The sequence below is a fragment of the Caulobacter sp. 05T431 genome, from assembly GCF_056665975.1.
Map to the genome: position 1 here is coordinate 72,240 of NZ_JBFTKU010000010.1, position 22,378 is coordinate 94,617.

Annotated in this window: 15 protein-coding genes; 10 read left to right on the forward strand and 5 right to left on the reverse strand. The window is 69.2% G+C overall.

The window, feature by feature from the left end:
- Positions 1–8: 8 nt before the first annotated feature.
- Entirely contained in the window at positions 9–983 is a 975-nt protein-coding gene (locus tag AC1U89_RS11290) for a sugar phosphate isomerase/epimerase family protein (RefSeq protein WP_479899792.1), read from the reverse strand.
- A gap of 259 nt (positions 984–1,242) precedes the next feature.
- Between AC1U89_RS11290 and AC1U89_RS11295 the strand changes: the two genes are divergently transcribed.
- From AC1U89_RS11295 to AC1U89_RS11325, 7 genes are all read left to right on the forward strand, one after another.
- The gene (locus AC1U89_RS11295; RefSeq protein ID WP_479899793.1) at positions 1,243–4,245 is read left to right on the forward strand and encodes a TonB-dependent receptor; all 3,003 of its coding nucleotides are present in this window, start codon (positions 1,243–1,245) and stop codon (positions 4,243–4,245) included.
- Positions 4,246–4,332: 87 nt separating this feature from the next.
- Positions 4,333–5,391, forward strand: coding sequence for a glycoside hydrolase family 43 protein (locus AC1U89_RS11300; RefSeq protein WP_479899794.1), 1,059 nt, complete (start codon positions 4,333–4,335; stop codon positions 5,389–5,391).
- Between the two features lie 213 nt (positions 5,392–5,604).
- Positions 5,605–7,986, forward strand: a complete 2,382-nt coding sequence (locus AC1U89_RS11305; protein WP_479899795.1) for a glycoside hydrolase family 2 TIM barrel-domain containing protein — start codon at positions 5,605–5,607, stop codon at positions 7,984–7,986.
- 303 nt (positions 7,987–8,289) lie between these two features.
- Positions 8,290–9,561: a rhamnogalacturonan acetylesterase gene (locus AC1U89_RS11310; RefSeq protein ID WP_479899796.1), complete on the forward strand. Its 1,272-nt coding sequence runs from the start codon at positions 8,290–8,292 to the stop codon at positions 9,559–9,561.
- Positions 9,551–10,528, forward strand: coding sequence for an alpha/beta hydrolase (locus AC1U89_RS11315; RefSeq protein ID WP_479899797.1), 978 nt, complete (start codon positions 9,551–9,553; stop codon positions 10,526–10,528). The genes AC1U89_RS11310 and AC1U89_RS11315 overlap by 11 nt, the downstream gene beginning before the upstream one ends.
- Positions 10,525–12,045: a rhamnogalacturonidase gene (locus AC1U89_RS11320; protein WP_479899798.1), complete on the forward strand. Its 1,521-nt coding sequence runs from the start codon at positions 10,525–10,527 to the stop codon at positions 12,043–12,045. Before AC1U89_RS11315 ends, AC1U89_RS11320 begins: the two co-directional genes overlap by 4 nt.
- Positions 12,042–12,752 (forward strand): DUF6250 domain-containing protein, encoded by a 711-nt coding sequence (locus tag AC1U89_RS11325; protein WP_479899799.1) that lies wholly within the window; start codon positions 12,042–12,044, stop codon positions 12,750–12,752. The genes AC1U89_RS11320 and AC1U89_RS11325 overlap by 4 nt, the downstream gene beginning before the upstream one ends.
- A gap of 140 nt (positions 12,753–12,892) precedes the next feature.
- On the opposite strand, the gene AC1U89_RS11330 is transcribed toward AC1U89_RS11325, so the two are convergent.
- Entirely contained in the window at positions 12,893–16,030 is a 3,138-nt protein-coding gene (locus AC1U89_RS11330; protein ID WP_479899800.1) for a TonB-dependent receptor, read from the reverse strand.
- A 294-nt stretch (positions 16,031–16,324) separates the two neighbouring features.
- Here AC1U89_RS11330 and AC1U89_RS11335 point away from each other — a divergent pair, with 294 nt between their 5' ends.
- On the forward strand, positions 16,325–18,295 hold the full coding sequence (locus AC1U89_RS11335) for a rhamnogalacturonan lyase (protein ID WP_479899801.1): 1,971 nt from the start codon (positions 16,325–16,327) through the stop codon (positions 18,293–18,295).
- A gap of 10 nt (positions 18,296–18,305) precedes the next feature.
- Positions 18,306–19,664, forward strand: a complete 1,359-nt coding sequence (locus AC1U89_RS11340; protein WP_479899802.1) for an oligogalacturonate lyase family protein — start codon at positions 18,306–18,308, stop codon at positions 19,662–19,664.
- 26 nt (positions 19,665–19,690) lie between these two features.
- Here AC1U89_RS11340 and AC1U89_RS11345 read toward each other — a convergent pair whose 3' ends face one another.
- The 3 genes from AC1U89_RS11345 to AC1U89_RS11355 all read right to left on the reverse strand — a co-directional run bounded on the left by AC1U89_RS11345 (position 19,691) and on the right by AC1U89_RS11355 (position 21,511).
- Positions 19,691–20,617 (reverse strand): alpha/beta hydrolase, encoded by a 927-nt coding sequence (locus tag AC1U89_RS11345; protein WP_479899803.1) that lies wholly within the window; start codon positions 20,615–20,617, stop codon positions 19,691–19,693.
- Positions 20,614–21,033, reverse strand: coding sequence for an EF-hand domain-containing protein (locus tag AC1U89_RS11350; RefSeq protein ID WP_479899804.1), 420 nt, complete (start codon positions 21,031–21,033; stop codon positions 20,614–20,616). Before AC1U89_RS11350 ends, AC1U89_RS11345 begins: the two co-directional genes overlap by 4 nt.
- A 70-nt stretch (positions 21,034–21,103) precedes the next feature.
- Positions 21,104–21,511: a hypothetical protein gene (locus AC1U89_RS11355; protein WP_479899805.1), complete on the reverse strand. Its 408-nt coding sequence runs from the start codon at positions 21,509–21,511 to the stop codon at positions 21,104–21,106.
- Between the two features lie 158 nt (positions 21,512–21,669).
- On the opposite strand from AC1U89_RS11355, the gene AC1U89_RS11360 reads away from it, so the two are divergent.
- A complete protein-coding gene (locus AC1U89_RS11360) occupies positions 21,670–22,377 on the forward strand; it encodes a response regulator (protein WP_479899806.1) in 708 nt (235 codons plus the stop codon).
- The last annotated feature ends 1 nt before the right edge of the window (position 22,378 follow it).

The following is a 22,378-nucleotide window of genomic DNA, read 5'->3' on the forward strand; positions in this document are numbered from 1 at the left end:
CCTCGCGGTCAGGCGCGCAGTTTCGACAGGTAGTCGAAGCTGATCCCCACCGACTCCAGCCGCGAATGGGCGAAGGGCGGTTCCTGCTCGACGAAGAAGTCGCGCACGCCGGCCGCGTGGGCGGCGGGCAGCAGGCGCGGCCAGTCGATCTTGCCGCTTCCCACCTCGGTCGGGTTCTGGGCGAAGACGAAGTTGGGCTTGGTCGACGCCTTGATGTCCTTGACGTGCATGGCCACGAACCGGCCCGGGTGGGCCTTCAGCAGGGCGAACGGGTCCTGGCCGGCCGCGGCCACCCAGCCGGCGTCCATCTCGAAGCTGACCAGGGCGGGGTCGGTGTTGGCCAGCAGGACCTCGTAGCCGTTGCGCGCGCCGGGCTTGCCGCCCGCCAACGGCGAGAACTCGGCGTTGTGGTTGTGGTAGGCCAGCTTAAGGCCCAGCGTCTTCAGCACCGCGCCCTTGGCGTTCAGGAAGTCGGCGTTGAACTTCCAGTCGTCGGCGGTCATCGCCCCGCCGATCCGGCCCAGCACCTGGCCGAACGCCTCGCCGGCCTTGGGTTTCAGGTCGAAGCGCTCGGGCGTGTAGAAGATCGGCATGACGATCATCCGCACGCCCAGCACATGCGCCTCGTCGGCCAGGCGCGACAGGTCGCCGTCCAGGCTGGCCTCGCCGGCCCGGGACTGGACCTGGACGTGGGCGCTGGGCGTGGACAGGCCGACGGCGTCCATGGCCGCCCGCAGTTGCGCCGGCGTGCGGCCCGCATAGCCGGCCAGCTCGATGCTCTTGAAGCCGATGGCGGCGACGGCCTTGAGCGTGCCCTCCAGGTCGGCCTGGGCCTGGTCGGCCAGGGTGTAGAGCTGCAGCCCGATCGGCAGGCCGGTGCGGGCGAAGAACGGCTGGTCCGCCGCCTGGCCGGCCCGGGCCGCGCCCAGTCCMATGAGGCCGGCGGCCCCGGCCACCATCATCGCGCGCCTGGAAAGATCCATCGTCCCCGCCCCTCATGTTGTGTCGTCGCCATAAAGGCATCGGCGGCCGTCGAGGTCGATAGGGCCCTACGGCCGCGTTTCGATAACGACGTTCTTCCCGGGATTGCCCCGACCGGCCTTTCGCGTTAGGTTTTCAGAAAATGGGATTTGATCTCATTTTATGGGAGAGATCGACAAGCGCGACCGGCCACCCCAAAAGGCCGGCGACGTCGTTCCACGGGAACAAGAAGCGGGCGTCAGCCCGGTCAGGGAGGAAATCATGGTGCGCATTCACGCGGCTCGTCTGGTCTCAGGCTGCTCGCTGGCGGTTCTCGCCTCGGTCGCCCTGCTCGCCCCGGCCCACGCCCAGGACACGGCGCAGGCCACGCCGCCGCCCAGCGGCGACACGGTCGAGGAGGTGGTGGTCACCGGCTTCCGCGCCAGCCTGACCAGCGCCATCAACACCAAGCGGGTCTCCAACAACATCGTCGACGTCATCAAGGCCGACGACATGGCCAGCTTCCCCGACGCGAACCTGGCCGAGTCGATCCAGCGCATCCCGGGCGTGTCGATCACCCGCGACGGCGGCGAGGGCCGCAACATCACCGTGCGCGGCCTGGGCGGCGACTTCGTCCGCACCACCCTGAACGGCATCGAGGCCTATTCGGCCACCACTGGCTCGACCCTGGGCGTGGTGGCCGGCATCAACCGCTCGCGCGGCTTCGACTTCTCGACCTTCGCCTCGGAGCTGTTCAACAGCGTCACCGTCAGCAAGTCGCAGTCGGCCGAGATGGACGAGGGCTCGCTGGCCGCCACGGTCGACCTGCAGACCGGACGTCCGTTCGACAAGAAGGGCTTCCGCGCCGCCGCCTCGGCCCAGGCCGCCTACTACGACAACAACAAGACCACGGCCCCGCGCTTCGCCGGCCTGATCAGCGACACCTGGGGCGATTTCGGGGCCCTGTTCTCGCTGGCCTACAACGAGCGCAAGCAGATGGAGGAGGGCTACAGCGACACCTCCCAGTCCGACTATTCGGACGCCAACAACGGCTTCTGCGGCACGGCGGTGGACATCGCCAGCCAGCCCGGCAGCCAGGTGGTCAACACCCCCATCCCGTACGTGAACCCTCTGTCGGGTTCGGGCAATCGTCCGGCCGGCCAGTGCTTCTCGGGCCTGCCGTCCGACCCGACGGCCTACGCGGCGATCAACCAGCCCAACGTGTTCCTGCCGCGCAATCCGGGCCTGGGCCGGTTCCAACTGGACCAGAAGCGCCTGGGCATGACCGGCGCCCTGCAATGGCGGCCCAGCGACCGGACCGAGGTCATCCTGGACCTGGTCTATTCCAAGTTCGACCAGGACCGCACCGACTACGCCCTGTCGAACGCCTCGCTGAACCGCAACGTCAACGGCGCCACGGCGGCCTTCCCGCTGTTCGCCGGCCGGGTCGACGCCCAGATCATGGACGTCCACGTGCTGCCGACCGGCCAGGTCGACTACATGAAGATCAACAATGTCGACATCAAGCACATCGAGGAAAAGAGCGTCACCACCACCGAGACGCACCAGATCGGCCTGACGCTGAGGCACGACTTCACCGACCGGTTTAGCGCCGACGCCAAGCTCGGCCACTCCGGGTCGGACTTCAAGCAGCCCTGGGACGTGCTGATGTCCTACGACGGCTTCAACAAGCCGGGCTATGTCTGGGATTCCCGCCAGGACGCGCGTCGCCCGTTCATCGACTACGGCTACGACGTCACCAACCCGGCCAACGTCACCTTCACCAACGCCGGCACGGGCCTGACCCCCGACATCCGCGTGGTCAAGGCGTCGGTGTTCAACACGCTGTGGACCGGCGAGGCGAACGCCAAGTTCCGCCTGAACGACGTCTTCACCGTCAAGGGCGGCGTGGCGCTGAAGTCGTTCGACTTCCAGACCAAGCAGACCCAGCGCCTGTACGGCAACAACGGCCCGACCGGCGTGACGGCCACCGGCACCATCCCGTTCAACTTCACCCAGTTCGCCGCCGACTTCCCCGGCTCGGCCCCGCTCAGCGAAACGATCACCGGCTTCGGCAAGCAACTGAACCTGCCGGCCGGCTCGGTGACCAGCTGGGTGGTGCCGGACGTCTCGGCCTACATCGACAAGCTGGGCCTGCTCTGCAATTGCGCCAACAAGTACGGCGACTTCACCCTGGCCATCAATTCGGCCCTGGGCAACAACCGCGCGGTCCAGGAAACCGACACCGCCGCCTACCTGCAGACCGACTTCGACACCGAGGTCCTGAACGGCCATCGCCTGCGCGGCAATGTCGGCGTCCGCTACGTGAAGACCGACCTGGACGCCACGGGCTACACCTCGCTGACCTCGCAGGTCACGGTCAACAACAAATACAGCGACTGGCTGCCCTCGCTGAACGTCGCCTTCGACCTGCGCGAGAACCTGGTCGCCCGCTTCGCCGCGGCTCGGGTGATGGCCCGTCCCAGCTTCGGCAACCTGACGCCGGGCGGCTCGGTCAACACCACCTTCGGCGCCCAGACGGCCACGATCGGCAACCCGTTCCTGGATCCGTATCGCGCCAAGAACTACGACGTCAGCCTGGAATGGTACCCCGACCAGGGCGCGATCCTGTCGGCCACGGTCTTCGACAAGGAGATCGAGAGCTCGATCCAGACCATCGCCACCACCGAGCCCTACGGCAACACCGGCCTGCCGCTGGCCCTGCTGCCGGCCGGCCAGGACGCCTCGACGCCGTACCTGGTCACCCGCTCGCGCAACACCCAGGGCGGCTACATCCGCGGGATCGAGCTGAACTACCAGCAGTCGTTCAAGTTCCTGCCCGCGCCCTTCGACAATCTGGGCACGATGCTGAACTACACCTACGTGGACAGCTCGGTGCTCTACTACCTGTCGTCCGGCACGGCCACGACGCCGGCGACCCAGATCCACGACCAGTTCCTGAACGTCTCGCCGCACTCGGTGAACGCCACGCTGTACTACGAGGACAGCAAGCTCTCGGCCCGCGTCTCGGTGGCCTATCGCGACGAGTACCTGACCGCCCTGCCCTTCAAGTCGGAAGTGCCCGACGCCAACGGCAGCTATGCGACGACCAACATCGACGCCTCGGCGTCCTACAAGCTGACCGACCACTTCAAGCTGACCTTCGACGCCCTGAACCTGACCAACCAGGAGGCCGACCAGTGGAGCGGCAAGGTGCGTCGCTCGCAGCGCGTGTTCAGCACCACCGGCCGCCAGTTCTTCTTCGGCGCGTCCTACACCTTCTGAGTGACGGGCCGCCCCCAAAGGGCGCCCCCAAAGGGCGCTCCAAGGGGCGGCCCCGCGACGACCGCTTCCAGTGACCCCGGAGTACGCATGACGGCGAAGACGGTGATGTTGGCGCTGGCCCTGCTGACGATCGGCGGGACAGGCGTCTCGGCCCGGCCGGCGCCCGCCGCGCCCGAGGCCGTCAAGCCGGCGACGCTGGCCCTCCCCGACATGCCGCTGCACGATCCCTGGATCGTGGCCGACGCCAAGGCCGGCCTCTATCGGCTCTACACGTCCAACATCCCGGCCGTCAGCGGGACGCCGGGTCTCGGCACGATGATGTACACCAGCCGCGACCTGAAGGCCTGGAGCCCGGCCAAGGCGGTGTTCGTCGCGCCGACCGATCAATGGTTCAAGGACGGCGCCTGGGCGCCCGAGGTCCACAAATGGCGCGGCCGCTGGTGGCTGTTCACCACCTTCCACGACGAGGCCGCCGCCCTGTCGCCGATCGACAAGCGCAAGCCCTATCGCCGGGGCACGGTGCTGGCCGTGGCCGACCGGCCGGAGGGTCCGTTCAGGCTGGTCCGGGGCGGGGAACCTGTCGCGCCCAAGAGCCTGATGACCCTGGACGGCACGCTGCACGTCGACGCCGCCGGCAAGCCCTGGTTCGTCTACGCCCACGAGTGGCTGCAGGCCACCGACGGGACGATCGAGGCCCTGCCCCTGACCGACGACCTGGCCGCCAAGGGTCCGTCGACGGTGCTGTTCAAGGCCAGCGACGCGCCCTGGGCCAAGGGCCAGAAACAGGCGGCCGGCGACACGGTGTTCGTCACCGACGGCCCCGAACTGTTCCGCACCAGGACGGGCGTCCTGCTGATGCTGTGGTCCAGCTACGACGCCAAGGGCTATGTCCAGTCCCAGGCCCGGTCCAAGAGCGGGACCCTGGCCGGGCCGTGGGAGCAGCTGGAGCCCCTGGTCCGCTACGACAGCGGCCACGGCATGCTGTTCAGGCGCTTCGACGGCCAGCTGATGATGGTGGTCCACCGCCCGTTMAAGAACGCCCGCGGCAAGCTCTACGAGATGCGCGACGCGGGGGATCACCTTGAAATCGTCCGTGAGCGGATCGATCTGGACGGCGATCCCGTGGAGCGGGTGGGCGGGCCGTGACGAGTTCACCTCCCTATCTCCGTCATCCTCGGACTTGTTCCGAGGACCCCTAGGTCCGCCGCGCTGACATCGAATGTGGGACCGCGTGCTCGCCGCTCCCTGGATCGACCTTCACCTCGGTTGAAACAGGGGTCCTCGGAACAAGTCCGAGGATGACGGAGGGGGCGATCGACGGGCCCAGGAACCTAGTTGCTTCACGCCCAGGAGCCCGCCTTGCTCAAGACCCTCCTCCTCGCCGCCACGGCCCTGACCCTGGCGACCGCCGCCCAGGCCGCCGACCGCGTCACCACGCCGCTGCCCAACGGCTGGCGTTTCGTGCAGGGCGATCCCGAGGGGGCCGAGACCATCGGCCTCGACGACTCCAAGTGGGCCGCGGTCAGCGTCCCGCACGACTGGGCCATCGTCGGGCCGTTCGACGTGAACGCCCGGGCGGGCGGGGCCGGCGGCTTCCTGCCCACGGGCGTGGCCTGGTACCGCAAGACGCTGGACGTCAGATCCGCTCCCAGCCGCCGGGTGTTCGTCGAGCTGGACCAGGTGATGGAGCGCAGCGGCGTCTGGATCAACGGCCACCACCTGGGCCATCGCCCCAGCGGCTATGTGGGCCTGCGCTACGACGTCACCGACTTCCTGCGCGCCGACGGCCCGAACGTGTTGGCGGTGCGGGCCGACACCTCGTTCGCGCCATCCTCGCGCTGGTACGCCGGCTCGGGGATCCTCGGAAAGGTCCGGCTGATCGAGACCGGCGAGGTGCACATCGAACAAGGCGGCATCTTCGTCAGCACGCCGACGATTTCCACGGACAAGGCGGTCGCCAAGGTCGCGGTCGACGTCACCAACGGCGGGGCGGCCGACGCCAAGGCGGGGCTGGAGATCGTCGTCACCGATCCGGACGGCAACGTCGTGGCCAAGCGCGCCGTCGCGTCCGAGGCGGTCGGCGTCGCCCGCACCGAGACCCTGGCCGCCGAGATCGACCTGCCCTCGCCCCGCCTATGGGACCTGGCCAGCCCGAACCTCTACCGCGCCACGGTCCGGGTGATCGGCGCCGACGGCCAGGTCGGCGACAGCGAGACCGTGCCGTTCGGCGTCCGCACCGCCGAGTTCAAGGCCGACACCGGCTTCTGGCTCAATGGCCGGAACATCAAGCTGAAAGGCGTGGCCGTGCACGCCGACGGCGGGGCCCTGGGCGGCGCCGTGCCCCTGGCCGTCTGGCGCCAGCGGTTCACGGCGCTGAAGGCCCTGGGCGTCAACGCCCTGCGCACGGCCCACAACCCGCCCTCGCCCCAGGTCCTGGACCTGGCCGACCAGATGGGTTTCGTGGTCATGGACGAGTTGTTCGACCAGTGGAACGTCGCCAAGACGCCGGGCGACTACCACCTGTTCTTCAGCGACTGGTCCAAGCGCGACGCCCGCGACATGCTGCGCCGCGACCGCAATCACCCCAGCGTKGTGATCTGGAGCGCGGGCAACGAAATCCACGACACCGCCTATCCGGTCCAAGCGAAGGCGGCGCTGAAGAGCCTGCTTGACGTGATGCACGCCACCGACCCGACCCGGCCGGTGACCATGGGCCTATTCCGGCCCAACGTGACCGGCGACTACGACAACGGCCTGGCCGACATGCTGGACGTGGTCGGCCAGAACTACCGCGAGAACGAGCTGACCGCCGCCCACGAGGCCAAGCCGACGCGCAAGATCATCGGGACCGAGAACAGCCATGCGCGCGGCTCGTGGATCGCCGTGCGCGACTACGCGCCCTATGCCGGCATGTTCCTGTGGACCGGGGTCGACTATCTGGGCGAGGCCGACCGCAGCGGCTGGCCCAATATCGGCAGCCCCGCCGGCCTGATCGACCGCACCGGAGCGCTGAAGGTCTCGGGCCTGCAGCGGGCCGGCTGGTGGTCCGAGACACCGGTGATCCACGTGGCGCGCAACGCCGCCCCGGCCGCCCCGCCGCCGCCGAACGACGGCGCGGGCCCGGCCCCCGCCCTGCCGACCATGATCGCCGTCGCCACGCCCCGGCCGAAGATCGACATCGCCGACGACTGGACCCCGGCCGACCTGTCGCCGCATCCCGAAACCATCGAGGTCTACAGCAACTGCCCGTCGGTGGAGGTGTCGCTGAACGGCAAGGCCCTGGGCGCCAAGCCCCTGCCCGCCGACGGCTCGCCCCGCCAGTGGGCGGTGACCTTCGCGCCGGGCGAGGTGACGGCCAGTTGCGGCGCTTCAGGTCCGCGCGACGTGCTGCGCACCGCCGGCAAGCCGGCCCGCATCGTATTGACCACCGACGACAAGGCCGTGGGCTCGACCTTCGACGACCTGGCCATCGTCCGCGCCCAGGTGATGGACGCCAAGGGCGTCGTCGTGCCGTCGCCGGACGCGACGATCACCTTCGCCGTCAGCGGATCGGGCCGCTTCGTCGCCGCCGACAACGCCGCCCCGACCGACCACACCCCGTTCGCCTCGCCCACCCGCCAGGCCTGGCGCGGCAAGGCCACGGCCTTCGTGCGCGGGTCAGGCGCCGGCGGCCTCGTGACGGTCCAGGCCAGCGCGCCGGGGCTGAAACCGGCCACGCTGACCCTGCCGGTGCATCCTTGATCGAATCCCATAGCTTCCACTTCAACACCGTCATCCCGGGCCTCGTGCCCGGGACCCCTGGTTCAGCTGAACTGTGAGACACAAGCGGTTCGCCAGCGAACCGCCCCTCCCGCACCTGCGGGGGACAGAGGGGTCCCGGGCACGAGGCCCGGGATGACGGTGTTGAAGAGACGAACCCGATCACATTCCATTTTACGGGACTCAATCTCGAAATATGAAATGCATTGCCTCCCCATCCTTCGGCCGATATTTCTGGGACCAACGCAGCGCGACGCAGATCGCTAGAGGGAGGCCGCGCCTTTGATGTTGCACAGACGCGCCCTCCTGGCCGCCCTGGCCGTCGTGCCGAGCGCGGGCTGGGCGGCGGAGCCGGTGACATCGATGCAGAGCTGGGCCTTCGACTTCGGCGACGACAAGGCGGTCGCCCCCGGCCATGTCCGCGTGGCGCACGACGCCGCCTACGCCCCCGCGGTCGGCCACGGCTTCGAACCTTCCCCGGCGGGAGGCCCGTTCCTGTTCTCACTGGCCGTGCCCGAGGGCGACTATCGGGTGGTCGTGGAGCTGGGCGGCAAGGCCGCGTCCGACACCACGGTCAAGGCCGAGTCCCGCCGCCTGATGGCCGAGCGGATCGTCGCCAGGCCCGGCAAGACCGTGACGGTCGAGTTCGTGGTCGACGTCCGCACCGCCGCCCTCGCCGCCCCGCCGCACAACGCTCCCGGGGGCGTGCGCGTGCTGCTCAATCCGCGCGAGGAAGGCTCGTACGACTGGGACGACAAGCTGACCCTGGAGTTCTGCGGACCCGCCCCGGCCGTGCGCCGCCTGCGGGTCGAGCCCGTCACCGTGCCGGTGGTGTTCCTGGCCGGCGACTCCACCGTCACCGACCAGCGCTTCGAGCCCGGCGCCAGCTGGGGCCAGATGCTGCCCCGGTTCTTCAAGCCCGACATCGCCGTGGCCAACCACGCCGAGTCTGGCGAGACGCTGAAGTCGTTTCTGTTCGAGCACCGGCTGGACAAGCTGCTGAGCCGGGTGAAGCCGGGCGACTGGCTGCTGATCCAGTTCGGCCACAACGACCAGAAGGCCAACTGGCCCCAGACCTACGCCGAGGCGGCCACCACCTATCGTGACTACCTGAAAGCCTATATCGGCGAGGCCCGCCGGCGCGGGGCCAAGCCGGTGCTGGTGACCTCGATGCACCGCCGCAAGTTCGACGCGGCCGGCAGGATCGTGAACACCCACGGCGACTATCCGCAAGCCGTGCGCGAGGTCGGCCGCGAGACCGGCGTGCCGGTGATCGACCTGCTGACCATGAGCGCGGCCTTCTACGAGGCGCTCGGTCCGACGGACGCCTGGAAGGCGTTCGGCGACGGCGGCAAGGACGCGACCCACCACAACAACTACGGCGCCTATGTGCTGGCCGAATGCGTGGTGGCGGGAATCCGCGCCCAGGTTCCGGACCTGGCAGCGCACCTGCTGGACGGCCTGGCGCCGTTCGACCCGGCCAAGCCGCCGTCGCCCGATACGTTCGTCCTGGCCCCCAGCGCCGCCCACAGTACGGAGGCACCCCGTGGAAACTGATCGTCGCTCGCTGCTGGGCCTGGGCGCCCTGGCCGTCGCCGCGCCTGGCCTGGCCCGCGCCCAGGCCGCGCCCCCGGTCGCGCTCCCGGCCAACATCGAGGTCATGGATCTCTGGCCCGGCAAGCCGCCCGGCGGAGAGAAGGTCACGGTCACCGAGCAGGTGATCCTGCGCAAGCCCGGCGGCGATCCCAACGACACGGCCTATCTGAACGTCACCAAGCCCTGGCTGATGATGCGCCGGCCGGCCAGGCCGAACGGCGCGGCGATCCTGATGATCCCTGGCGGCGGCTATATCCGCGTGGCGGTCGGCAAGGCCGGCGGGCCGATCGACGCCTGGATCGGCGACCAGGGCGTCACCGCCTTCGTCATGGACTACCGCCTGCCCGCCGACGGCTGGGCGGCGGGACCGGACGTGTCGCTGCAGGACGCCCAGCGCGCCATCCGCCTGATCCGGGCCAACGCCGGCAAGTGGGGCCTGGACCCCGAGCGGATCGCCGTGACCGGCTTCTCGGCCGGCGGCCACGTCGCCGCGCGGCTGGCCACCCAGTTCGGCCGCGAGACCTACGCTCCCGTCGACGCCGCCGACAAGCTGTCGACCCGGCCCAACGCCGCGGGCCTGTTCTATCCGGTGGTCACCATGACCGCGCCCCACGCCCACGGCAGCTCGCTGAAGTCGCTGCTGGGCGCGGCCCCGACCGACGCCCAGCGCCTGGCGGTCTCGGCCGAGCACGGCGTTCCCGCCGACGCCCCGCCGACCTTCATCGCCGCCGCGGCCGACGACAAGGTCGTGCCGATGGAGAACAGCCTGATGATGTTCCAGGCCCTGCGGGCCCAGAAGATCGCCAGCGAGCTGCACGTCTTCGAATCCGGCGGCCACGGCTTCGGGCTGAACGGTCCCGGCGGCGTCGCCATGCCCTGGCCCGCCCTGCTGAGCGCCTTCCTCAAGCGGCACGGCCTCTACGCATGAGCCGCGCGCCGTTCGACGTCCGCGACTTCGGGGCGGTCGGTGACGGCGCGACCCTGGACACGGACGCGATCAACGCGGCGATCGCCGTGGCCCATGCCGTGGGCGGCGGCGAGGTGGTGCTGCCGGCCGGACGCTGGCTGTCGTTCTCGATCCGGCTGCTGAGCGGCGTCATCCTGCGGTTGGACGAAGGCTGCGTGCTGGAGGCCGCCGACCCGGCGCGGCATGCCGGCGCCTACGACCCGGCCGAGCCCAATCCGTTCGACCTCTACCAGGACTTCGGCCACAGCCATTGGCATAACAGCCTGATCTGGGCGGACGACGTCCAGGACGTGGCTGTCGTCGGCCCCGGGATGATCGACGGCGTCGGCATGACCCGCGAAGGCCCCGGCTCGCGCTGGACGCTGCAGGCCGGCGAATTCCCGGTCAGCATGGCCAACCTGTCGGCGGAAGAGATGGCGATCCTGGTCCCGGACCTGGAGGCCATGGCCGGCCAGGGCAACAAGGCCATCGCCCTGAAGAACGCCCGTCGCGCACGCCTGGAAGGCTTCACCATCTGGCGCGGCGGCCACTTCGCGGTGCTGGCCACCGGCTGCGACCACCTGACGATCCGGGGCCTGCGGATCGACACCAACCGCGACGGCCTGGACATCGACTGCTGCCGCGACGTGGTCATCGCCGACTGCCGGGTCAACACGCCCAACGACGACGCCATCGTGCTGAAGAGCTCGTTCGCTCTGGGCGAGGTCCGGGCCACTGAGCGGGTCGAGATCACCGGCTGCCATGTCAGCGGCTTCGACCTGGGGACGATGCTGGACGGGACCCAGGGCCGCACCCAGCAGCTGGCGCCGGACCAGGACCGCGTGACGGGCCGGATCAAGCTGGGCACCGAGTCCAACGGCGGCTTCCGCGAGATCACGATCAGCGACTGCGTCTTCACCCGCTCGCGCGGCCTGGCCCTGGAGACCGTCGACGGCGGTGTGATCGAGGACGTGACGATCCGTGACATCGTCCTGCGCGAGGTGACCACCGCCCCGCTGTTCCTGCGGCTGGGCGACCGGGGCCGCGGCCCCGAGGGCACGACGCGCGGCGCCATCCGGCGGGTCAGGGTCAGCAACCTGACGGCCTGGGACATCCTGCCTAACTACGCCGCCACGATCGCCGGCCTGGAGGGTCATCCGATCCAGGATGTGGCCCTGACAGACGTCCGCCTGGTCTATGCCGGCGGCGGCCAGGCCGAGTGGTCCACACGGCGGCCGGGCGACATGGCCCAGGCCTATCCCGAACCCAGCATGTTCGGCCCCACCCCGGCCCACGGCCTGTGGGCGCGCCACATCGAGGGGCTGAGGCTGGACAATGTGCGCATCGAGACCCTGACACCCGACCCGCGTCCGCCCGTCCTGCTGCAGGCCGTCCACGCCGCCCGCTTCGATCGCCTGGACCTGGGCGCCGCCCCCGGCGTGGCGCCGATCGTCGCCGAGGACGGCTCGGACTTCATCCTCGACGGAGACACGCCGTGAGACGCCGCGCCGTGCTAGGCGGGTTCGCCGCGTTGGCCGTCGGCCCTGCCCCCGGGCCCGCCCTCGCCGAGACGCCGCCGCGCCGCGGTCGCCGCCTGCACGCCGACAACTTCCACCACGGCCTGGACCTGTGGGCGCTGGAGGCCGAGAAGCCGGCCAAGGTGGGCGTCCGCGACGGCGTGCTGGACATTGAGACGCCCGCCGGCCTGACCCTGTGGTTCCGGCCCGAACTGGTCGGTCCGGTGCTGATCGAATACCAGGCCCAGGCGGTCTCGGCGGGCGGTCCGAACGACCGGGTCAGCGACCTGAACGCCTTCTGGATGGCCCGCGACGCGGCGGGCGGCAGTCCGCTCGCCACGCCCCGCACCGGCGCCTTCGCCGACTACGACACTCTAAAGACCTACTATGTGGGCCAGGGCGGCAACGGGAACACCTCGACGCGTTTCCGCCGCTACGTCGGCCGTCCCGGCGACCGGCCGCTGCTGCCCCAGCACGACCACGCGGCGGTCGACGAGATGCTGGTCGCCAACCGCTGGCAGACGGTGCGGCTGGTCGCCGACGGCGGGCGGATCCAGTACTGGAACGACGGCCGCAAGCTGTTCGAGCTGGACGACGCCCAGCCCTACACCCGCGGCTGGTTCGGCCTGCGCACCACCTGGAGCCACCTGCGGGTGCGCCGGTTCCGCGTCTACGCCCTGGCGCGTTAGGCGCCCCGCTCGAAAACGCCGACGACGGAACAAAGGAAAAGGGCCGCGCCATGCCGGCGCGGCCCTGAAGTCGTCCCTAGATCGTGGAGGGCGGAGGACGTCCCGGGCTCGACACCGGGACGCCGCCGCCAAGCGCAGTCCTAGAACTTCGCCGTCATGCCGACGAAGAAGCGGCGGCCGAAGTAGCCCAGTTCCGTCAGGCGGATGTCGCCGGCGGTCGAGCGTTCCTCTTCCTTGGTCAGGTTCTTGCCTTCGACGAAGAAGGACAGGCCCTGGATGTTCCAGAGGTCCGGCTTCCAGGTGATCTTGCCGTCCAGGTAGCCGGTCGAGTCGCGGTAGACCGGCTGGCCCGAGTTGTCGGCGGCCGAGATCAGGTACTTGGAGCGGTAGTTGTAGGCGACACGGGCGTTGAACGGACCCTTGTCGTACCACAGCGTCAGGTTGGCGCTGTCGGGCGACAGACCCGGGAACGGCAGGGGAGAGCCGTCCAGGATCGAGTACAGGCCCACGTCCGTGGCCTTCTGGTAGGTGTAGTTGGCGTCGACGCCGAAGCCCGAAAGCCAGCCCGGCAGGAAGGTGAAGGCGGTCTTGGCCGTGATTTCTACGCCCTTGATCTTGGCGCCGTCGCCGTTGACGTAGGTGTTGAAGTTGTACATCACGCCGTCGCCGTAGACGTCCCGCTTGCCCAGCAGGGTCCGCGACGAGACGTAGAACGACTTGATGTCCTTGTAGAACAGACCCACCGACACCTGGGTGTCCTGGTTCGGGTAGTATTCGAAGCTCAGGTCGTACTGGTTGGCGCGATACGGCTTCAGGTCCGGGTTGCCGGCGGTGCAGCTCGGCTCGTCGAACTCCCCATTGGCGTCGGGCGAAGCGTCGGTGGTGCAGGTCACCGACGGGAGCAGGAAGTCGAGACGCGGGCGGGCCATCAGCTGGGCGAAGCCGAAGCGCGTCGACAGCTTGTTCGGGATGAACCACAGGCCGGCGTTGAAGCTGGGCAGCCAGACCGTGTAGTCCTTCTGGTAGCTGCGCAGGCTGTTGGACAGGATGTAGGTCGTCGCCGTGCCGCCGTTGGTGGCCGCGTACGACTGCTGGCGGGTCGAGACGGCCTCGGCCGTCACCTTGGTCTCGACGCGACGCCAGCCGAAGTTGCCGTCCAGGTCGAACGAGCCGATCGGGACCGAATAGTCGAACTTGATGTACTGGGCGTTGGTCTCTTCCTGGATCCGGTAGGGGATCTGTTGATGCGCCTTGCCGTCATTGCCGACGGTGTTGATCATGTTGTTCAGGTTGAAGTGCGACGTGTCGAGGTTCTGCGAGATCACGTCGTAGTTCGGATACAGCCAGTTCGTCGGCATCGAGCCGCCGCCGAAGTAGAAGTTGGCCGGCAGCGGCGACATGCCGTTGGCGAAGACCTGGTTCGAGAAGGCGCGCGACCAGACTTCCGAAGAGCCCCAGTAGCCCGTGGTGTAGGTCGTGCCCAGCACCGGATTGGTCTGGTCGGGCGCGCCCACGGCGTTGTTGATCGTCGCCGTCGAGTTGACCGCGTTGCTGTAGATCACGGTGTCGTCGGTGGTCRCATACGGGTTGGCGCCGCCGTCCAGGATGAAGCCGCCGTAGCCGTAGCCCACCGTCTTGTAGTCGGTGACGCGGCCGCCGAACTCCAGCTTGTGGATGATCGGCAGGTGCGTGTCGTAGTCGAAGTCCAGCTTAAACTGCTTCTCTTCCTGGTTCACCAGCGACGGACGGTACTGGATCTGCCACTGGCGGATCGCCGAGGCGTCMGACGGGCTGTAGCCGCTGGCGAACTTGAAGGACGGCTCGCCGTTCCCGTCCAGGGTCACGGTCATGCCGGGGGTGTCGAAGCTGACGCTGGCGTTGTTGGTTTCCGTCTTGTTGTCGGTCTTGCCGCTCGACCCCATGAACTCGACCTGCAGCCGGTCGCCCTTATACCGACCGCCGAAGCTGAGATAGTCGCTGGTGGTCTTGAGGGAGAAGTCGCGAGCGCTGATGCCGAAGCCGAGGTTGCCGCCGGCGCTGGCGGTCACCAGGCAGTTGCCCAGGGTGTAGCCGGTGACGTTGTGGTTGGCGTCGACCTTGACCGAGCTGGCGGTCGTGTCGGTGGCCGAGCACGACGTGCCCACCAGATTGCGCAGACGGCTCACCGAGGTGAAGTCGGTGCCGTAGTTGATGTCGTTCAGCGTCTGCTTGCGTTCGTCGTAATTGTAGGTGACCCAGGCATCCAGGCGGTCGTTGAACCTGTACTGGGCCGTGAACTCCGACGAGATCCGCTTGTCGTTCCGATACCAGACGCCGTAGCGCGCCGTACGCGGCGCGTAGTCATACCATTGCGACTGACAGGCCGTGCGCAGGTTGGCCGACGAGATCGCCGTCGCGTCAGGCGTCACCAGGGCGCTACAGGCGGCCTGGCTGGTCACGTTCCGCGCCAAGTCGTTGATCTGGCCGCTGTAGGCGCTGTTGTAGTAGTCGACCGTTTTATTAGCCGAGTTGTCGAAGTCGGCGAAGCGGCCCCACGAGGTGTTGCGGACGAAGTCGCCGCGCGTATCCACGTCGTCGTAGGTGACGTTGGCCATCAGGCCCAGGCGGTCGTCCAAGAACTTGCCGGCGGCGATCACGTTGAACCGCGGCGCCCAGTCCTTCATCGTGTCCAGCTTCTGGGCCGAAGCGGTCATCGACACGGTCGGCTTGGCGAAGTCCAGCGGCTTGCGGGTGGTCACCGAGACCGTGCCGCCGACGCCGCCTTCGGTCATGTCGGCGGTGAAGCCCTTGAACACGTCGATCGACTGGACCAGTTCCGCCGCCAGTTCGCGGAAGTCGTTGGACCGGCCGCCGCCGCCGTAGACCTGCAGGTTGCCGGCGGTCGACAGCACGCTCATGCCGTTGATCTCGACGCGGTTCAGGTCCGGCTCGACGCCGCGGATCGAGACGGCGTTGCCTTCGCCGAAGTCACGGGCCAGCTGGACGCCGGTCACGCGGCCCAGGGCCTCGCCGATGTTCTTGTCGGGGAACTGGCCGATGTCCTCGGCGACGATGGAATCGGAGATCGTGCCGTTCCGCTTCTTGCGGTTCATGGCCGACTGGAGGCTGGCGCGGGTGCCGACGACGACGACTTCGTCGATCGTGGTGGCCTTCTCCTCGGTCGCGGCGGCCGGCTTGGCCTGGGCTTCGGCCTGACTCGCGCAGGCGATGCCCGCGGTCAGCGCCAGCAAGGACGCGGTGGCGACAGCCGCACGACGGCCGCGAGTGGATGCAAGCATTGGGTTCCCTCCCTCTAACCATGACCTGAGGTCTCCCGACGAAGACCCCGGACGCCTTACCGAGCCCTGCGGCGACCCTTGAACGGGCTGCTCGCAGCGCACGGCGGCGCATTTCTCATACAATAGGAATAGTTCCACATTCTGAGATGTCAACGCAATTTGTGGGAAGACAGAAGTTTGTTTCCATGGTGTAAGGCTGTTGCAACGCTCGCGAGGCGGCCCTGACGCCGACCCCGAAGCCGCGAAGAACGGCCGTCGCGAGTCTGGACTGGGGAAACCAAAGGGATTCGACGCATGAGTAAGCGTGGTGGGAACCGGGGCTCGCGGATCGCGGCGGCGGCTCTTCTTGGCGCGACGGCGCTGTCGTCCGTGGGCGGATCAGCGATCGCCGCGCCTCGCCGGATGGAGGCCCTCGACCGAGGCGTGGTCGCCGTGCCGGCGGTGGACGGCGGCGTGCTGGTCAGCTGGCGGCTGCTGGGCGACGACCCGGCCAAGATCGCCTTCAATCTCTATCGCGACGGGACGAAGCTGAACGCTTCCCCCCTGACCGGCCCGACCGACTTCGTCGACAAGACCGGCGGCCCGACCGCGACCTACACCGTCCGCGCCGTGATCGGCGGCAAGGAAGCCGCGCCCAGCGCCCCGGCCAAGGTCTGGGCCGAGGGCTATCTGAGTATCCCGCTGGACCCGCCGGCCGGCGGCGTCACCCCAGCGGGCGAGGCCTATTCGTACACCGCCAACGACGCCAGCATCGGCGACCTTGACGGCGACGGTCGCTACGAGATCGTCCTCAAGTGGGACCCGACCAACTCCAAGGACAACGCCTTCGGCGGCTATACGGGGAACGTCTTCCTCGACGCCTACACGCTGGAGGGCAAGCGCCTGTGGCGCATCGACCTGGGCCGCAACATCCGGGCCGGCGCGCACTACACCCAGTTCCAAGTCTATGACTACGACGGCGACGGCAAGGCCGAGATCGCCGTGCGCACCAGCGACGGCACGGTCGACGGGACCGGCAAGGTGCTGGGCGACGCCAAGGCCGACTGGCGCGAGGACGGCGGCGAACGGCCCCAGGCCGACCGCACGGGCGCCACGACCCTGCCGGACGGGACCAAGGTCGCCAAGGTGCAGGGCCGCATCCTCAAGGGGCCGGAATACCTGACGGTGTTCGAGGGCGCGACCGGCAAGGCCCTGGCCAGCGCCCCCTACTCGCCCCCGCGCGACCCGCGCACGGACGCGCCCAGCGTCGAGCAGATGACGCAGGTCTGGGGCGACGGCTACGGCAACCGCTCCGACCGCTTCCTGGCCGGCACCGCCTACCTGGACGGCCGGCTGCCCAGCATCGTCATGGGCCGCGGCTACTACGGCCGGTCCACGGTGGCGGCCTGGGATTTCCGGAACGGCAAGCTGACCCAGCGCTGGCTGTTCGACAGCGCCGCTCCTGGCAACGAAGCCTTCGGCGGCCAGGGCAACCACCAGCTCAGCGTCGCCGACGTCGACGGCGACGGCCGCGACGAGATCATCTACGGCTCGATGGCGGTGGACGACACCGGCAAGGGTCTGTGGAGCGCCCGCCTCTTCCACGGCGACACCATGCACGTGGGCGACCTGGACCCCACCCGTCCGGGCCTAGAGAAGTTCGGGGTGCACGAGGAGATGCGCAACAACGGCGGGATCGGCGCGGCCATGCTGGACGCGCGCACCGGCAAGGTCCTGTGGAGCACCCCGTCCGACAAGGACACCGGCCGAGGGCTGTCGGCCGACATCGACCCGCGCTTCCCGGGCGAGGAGGCCTGGGGCTCCAACCAGGACGCCCTCTACACCGCCCAGGGCAAGCCGATCGAAGGGGTCAAGCATCCGCGCCAGACCAACTTCGCCATCTGGTGGGACGGCGACGACCTGCGCGAATTGTTGGACAAGAACCAGATCAGCAAGTGGGACTGGAAGACCGGCGAGGCCAAGCCGTTGCTGACGGCCGAGGGCTTCACCTCCAACAACGGCACCAAGTCGACCCCGGCCCTGTCGGCCGACATCCTGGGCGACTGGCGCGAGGAGGTGATCTGGCGGGCCGAGGACAACAGGAGCCTGCGGATCTACGCCACGCCCTACGTCACCCAGCGCCGCCTGGTCACGCTGATGCACGACCCGCAGTACCGCGTGTCGATCGCCTGGCAGAACACCGCCTACAACCAGCCGCCGCACACCAGCTTCTATCTCGGCGAGGGCATGAAGGCCCCGCCGCGCGCCGACATCCGGACCAAGTGAGGTGACGCCGATGAAGACCGCCCTCCTCCTCCGCGCCGCGGCCGTGAGCCTGCTGCTCGCCGCCGCGCCCGCCGCCCTCGTCCCGGCCCTGGCCCCAGCTCAGGCCCAGGACCGGGTCACCGAGCCCCGCGCCGGCCTGCCTGAGGCCCCGCGCGAATGGATCGACAAGGACACCGGCCACCGGGTGATCCGCTTGTCGGACAAGCCCGGCAGCGGCAGCCTCTACTTCAACTACAACGGCTACACGCCCGACGGCCGATTCCTGGCGATCAGCACGCCCGACGGGATCTCGGTGGTCGACCTGAAGAGCCACGCCCTCAAGCCCGTCGTCGAGGGCAAGGTCCGGCTGCTGTTCGTCGGCCRCAAGACCGGCCAGATCTACTACCAGCGCATGGCCGAGGACGGCTCTGGCCAGGTCGAGGCGGTCGATCCGGCCACCAAGAAGGTCCGCGCGATCGCCAAGCTGGCCAAGGGCGTGGGCATCCAGACGATCAACGCCGACGAGACCCTGCTGGCCGGCGTGGCCGTGCGCACCGACGTGCCGGCGGTGCCCAACCTGGCCGACGCCCTCCCCAAGAACCCCGATGACGTGAAGAGCGCCGACGGCCGGGAGCTGTCCTACGCCGAGGGCCGCGAGGTGCAGCTCAACGCCCGCCTGGACAGCCGCATCCCGATGGAGATCTTCACGATCAACACCGCGACCGGCGAGCGCAAGGTCGTGCACCAGGCCACCGATTGGCTGAACCACCTGCAGTTCTCGCCCACCGATCCAGGCCTGCTGATGTTCTGCCACGAGGGTCCCTGGCACAAGGTCGACCGGCTGTGGCTGGTGCGCATCGACAAGGCCGGCGACACGCCCGTGAAGATCCACGCCCGGACCATGAACATGGAGATCGCCGGCCACGAGTGGTTCAGCGCCGACGGGAAGACCATCTGGTACGACTTGCAGACCCCGCGCGGCGAGGACTTCTGGGTGGCCGGCTACGAGATCGCCACCGGCAAGCGCACCTGGATGCACCTGGACCGCAACGCCTGGTCGGTGCACTTCAACACCTCGCCGGACGGCAAACTGTTCGCCGGCGACGGCGGCGACAGCGAGATGGTCGCCCACGCGCCCGACGGCAAATGGCTGTACCTGATGCGCCCCCGCGCGATCCCCGACGTCGCCGGCATCCACGCCCCGGGCTCCGAGACCCTGATCCAGCCGGGCGTGCTGGACACCGAGCGGCTGGTGAACATGCAGGGCCACGACTACAGGCTGGAGCCGAACGTCAACTTCACGCCCGACGCCAAGTGGATCGTGTTCCGCTCGAACATGCACGGGGCCAACCACGTGTACGCGGTGGAGGTCGCGAAGGCCGCGCAATAGGCCCTCCCAGGGCCGGAGGCTGGCGACTACCGCCCCTTCAACCGCGCGGCGATGAACGCATCCACCGCATCGGTATAGGCCCCGGGCGCCCCCAGCGTCCGGTTGATGTCGGCATGGGTCAGGGCTTGGGGCAGGACGGGCATGTCGCGTCCGGCCGCCCGGGCCTTGGCCTGGAACCGCCGCGCGTCGTCGCACGGATCGTCCGGCCGCCGGGTCGAGCAGACCAGCATCATCGGCACGGCCCGAGGCGTCCATTGGTCCATCGGCGAAGCCTTGGCCCAGTCCGCGGGATCGGCGCCGAACGCGCGGTCGTAGAAGCCGGGGTGACGGCCGGCCATGGTCGCCGAGACCTGCATGGCGGCCGAATCCAGCACCACCGTCCCGGCCCACGGCTTGCCGACCATGTCGGGTCGCGACGAGACCAGCGCCACCAGGTGCGCGCCGGCCGAGTGGCCCATCAGGATGATCTTGTCCGGATCGCCGCCCCAGTCCTCGGCGTAGCCCTGGGCCCACTGGACGGCCTCGGCCACGTCCTGGGCCTGCGCGTAGGCCATGGCGTCGGGCAGCATGCGGTAGTTCACGCTGACCACGATCCAGCCACGGGTCAGCCAGTGCTTGAGCTTGTTCTCGACCGAGCCGGTGTTGGCCTTGTCGCCGATCATCCAGGCCCCGCCGTGCACCATGATCAGGATCGGCGCACCGTGGGCGTGAGGCGGGATATAGACGTCCACCCGCTGGGCGGGGTCGGTCCCGTAGGCGTCGGTCTGCTTGCGCGCGCCGGGCAGGATGGCCTGCAGGTCGATCGGACGCTCTTCCTCGGCCTTCTTCTCCAGCAGGCGCTGGCGCATCGGGCCTCGCAGGCCCAGCCCCAGCTGAGCGGCCTCGACGGCGCCGGCCCCGCCGAGCGTCGCGGCCGCCAGGATGATCAAAAGAGCGCTTCGGCGTGACGTCATTTCAGGTCCTCGAGCTGGTCGCGGACGGCGGCGACCTCGTCGCGCGACAGCCGGCCATCATGGTCGCGGTCGGCGCGATCGAACAACGGGGCCGGTCCGTCGACGAACTCGGCGCGGGTCACCCGGCCGTCGCCGTCGCGGTCGGCGTGGGTAATCACCGTCTTCAAGGCCTGGGCCTTGGGACGGTTCGACCGGGCCAGGCGGGGGAACTCCGACGGCGTCACCACGCCGTCGTCGTTGCGGTCCAGGCGCTGGAATTGCGCCGCGCGCGAGGCCTTGAATTCGTCGCGGGTGACATAGCCGTCGTGGTTGGCGTCGGCCTTTTCGAGCGCCGCGCCGGGCGTGCGCGACGCCGCGTCGGCGCTGGAAGCGCCCAGGGCGGCCAGGCCGATGAGGGACAGGGTCAGGATCTTCATTTTCGGTCTCCGGAAAACGCCCGCCGCGCCGTTTGGGGGAGCCTGGCGCGGCGGGCCTGGACGAGTTCGATCAGGGGCGGGTCACCGTCCCGCTGACAGAACGCGTCGAGCCGTCGTAGCCGGTGCGCGAATGGTCGTAGCTGACCGTGCCGTCGCCGTTGTTGACGACGTTGGTCGAACGGCTGGCCGAGGCGCCGTTGTTGAACGTGCGGGACGCCCCGCCGTGATAGGCGCCGTCGCCCCAGCTGGCGTTGCGGTTGCTGGCCACGCCGCGACCGGAGTTGGTCTGGGTCCCGCGCGAGACCGAGATCGCGCCGGGCTGGCGGCTGACATCGCGATTGTGGACATAGCCGTGACCGCGCGCGCCTTGGACGCTGACGAAACGGCCGTGCTGGCCGGCCTGGGCGGGCGCGGCGATCATGGCGGCGAGAATCGCCAGGGACGAGAGGCCGGCGGCCAAGATGGAAGTCTTACGCATGATGGCTCCATGGGGAGTGGGGTCGGTGTCCCTCGACGCCGCCATCTGACCACCGCCGGGCAATCCCTGGTTTGCTCGCGCCCGACGAACTGTGTCGAAGTGTAAACGGGCCTGCCGGCGGCTTCCGCTGGACCGAGGCTTGAGGCATCTCCTTGACCATGGCCGACAACACGCTGATCGCGGTCGTGGAAGACGACGCCGAAATCCGGGACCTGACCCTGGGGCTGCTGCGCCGCGAGGGCTACGACGTCGTAGGCTGCGCCGACGCCGAGGCCTTCGACCGCCTGGCCGCCCGCCGTCGGGTGGACCTGGTTCTGCTGGACATCATGATGCCGGGCGAGGACGGCCTGTCGGTCTGCCGTCGCCTGCGGGCGGCGGGCGACACGGCGATCCTGATGGTCACCGCCAAGGGCGACGACATCGACCGGGTGATCGGCCTGGAGATCGGCGCCGACGACTATCTGGCCAAGCCCTACAATCCGCGCGAGCTGCTGGCCCGGGTCAAGGCGATCCTGCGCCGCACCCGCGAGGTCCATCGCGTGGCCAGCACACCGCCCGGCGAGGTGCTGGGCTTCGCCGGCTGGCGGCTGGACACGGCCAGCCGCGACCTGACCGATCCCGACGGCCGGCCCGTGACCCTGACCGGCGGCGAGCACGACCTGCTGATGGCCTTCCTGCGCCACCCCCAGCGGGTGCTCAGCCGCGACCAGCTTCTGGACTGGACCCGCGGCCGCAGCGCCGAACCGTTCGACCGCGCCGTGGACGTGCTGCTGAGCCGCCTGCGCCGCAAGCTGGGCGGCGCGGCCCTGATCAAGACCGTGCGCGGCGGCGGCTACCTGTTCAGCGCGCCGGCCGAGCGGCTCTAGC

Bases quoted from the DNA above. Each gene is read 5' to 3' on its own strand.
- AC1U89_RS11295 (WP_479899793.1), top strand. From the start codon at position 1,243: ATGGTGCGCATTCACGCGGCTCGTCTGGTCTCAGGCTGCTCGCTGGCG.
- AC1U89_RS11355 (WP_479899805.1), bottom strand. From the start codon at position 21,511: ATGCGTAAGACTTCCATCTTGGCCGCCGGCCTCTCGTCCCTGGCGATT.
- AC1U89_RS11320 (WP_479899798.1), top strand. From the start codon at position 10,525: ATGAGCCGCGCGCCGTTCGACGTCCGCGACTTCGGGGCGGTCGGTGAC.
- AC1U89_RS11335 (WP_479899801.1), top strand. From the start codon at position 16,325: ATGAGTAAGCGTGGTGGGAACCGGGGCTCGCGGATCGCGGCGGCGGCT.
- AC1U89_RS11345 (WP_479899803.1), bottom strand. From the start codon at position 20,617: ATGACGTCACGCCGAAGCGCTCTTTTGATCATCCTGGCGGCCGCGACG.
- AC1U89_RS11360 (WP_479899806.1), top strand. From the start codon at position 21,670: ATGGCCGACAACACGCTGATCGCGGTCGTGGAAGACGACGCCGAAATC.
- AC1U89_RS11350 (WP_479899804.1), bottom strand. From the start codon at position 21,033: ATGAAGATCCTGACCCTGTCCCTCATCGGCCTGGCCGCCCTGGGCGCT.
- AC1U89_RS11310 (WP_479899796.1), top strand. From the start codon at position 8,290: ATGTTGCACAGACGCGCCCTCCTGGCCGCCCTGGCCGTCGTGCCGAGC.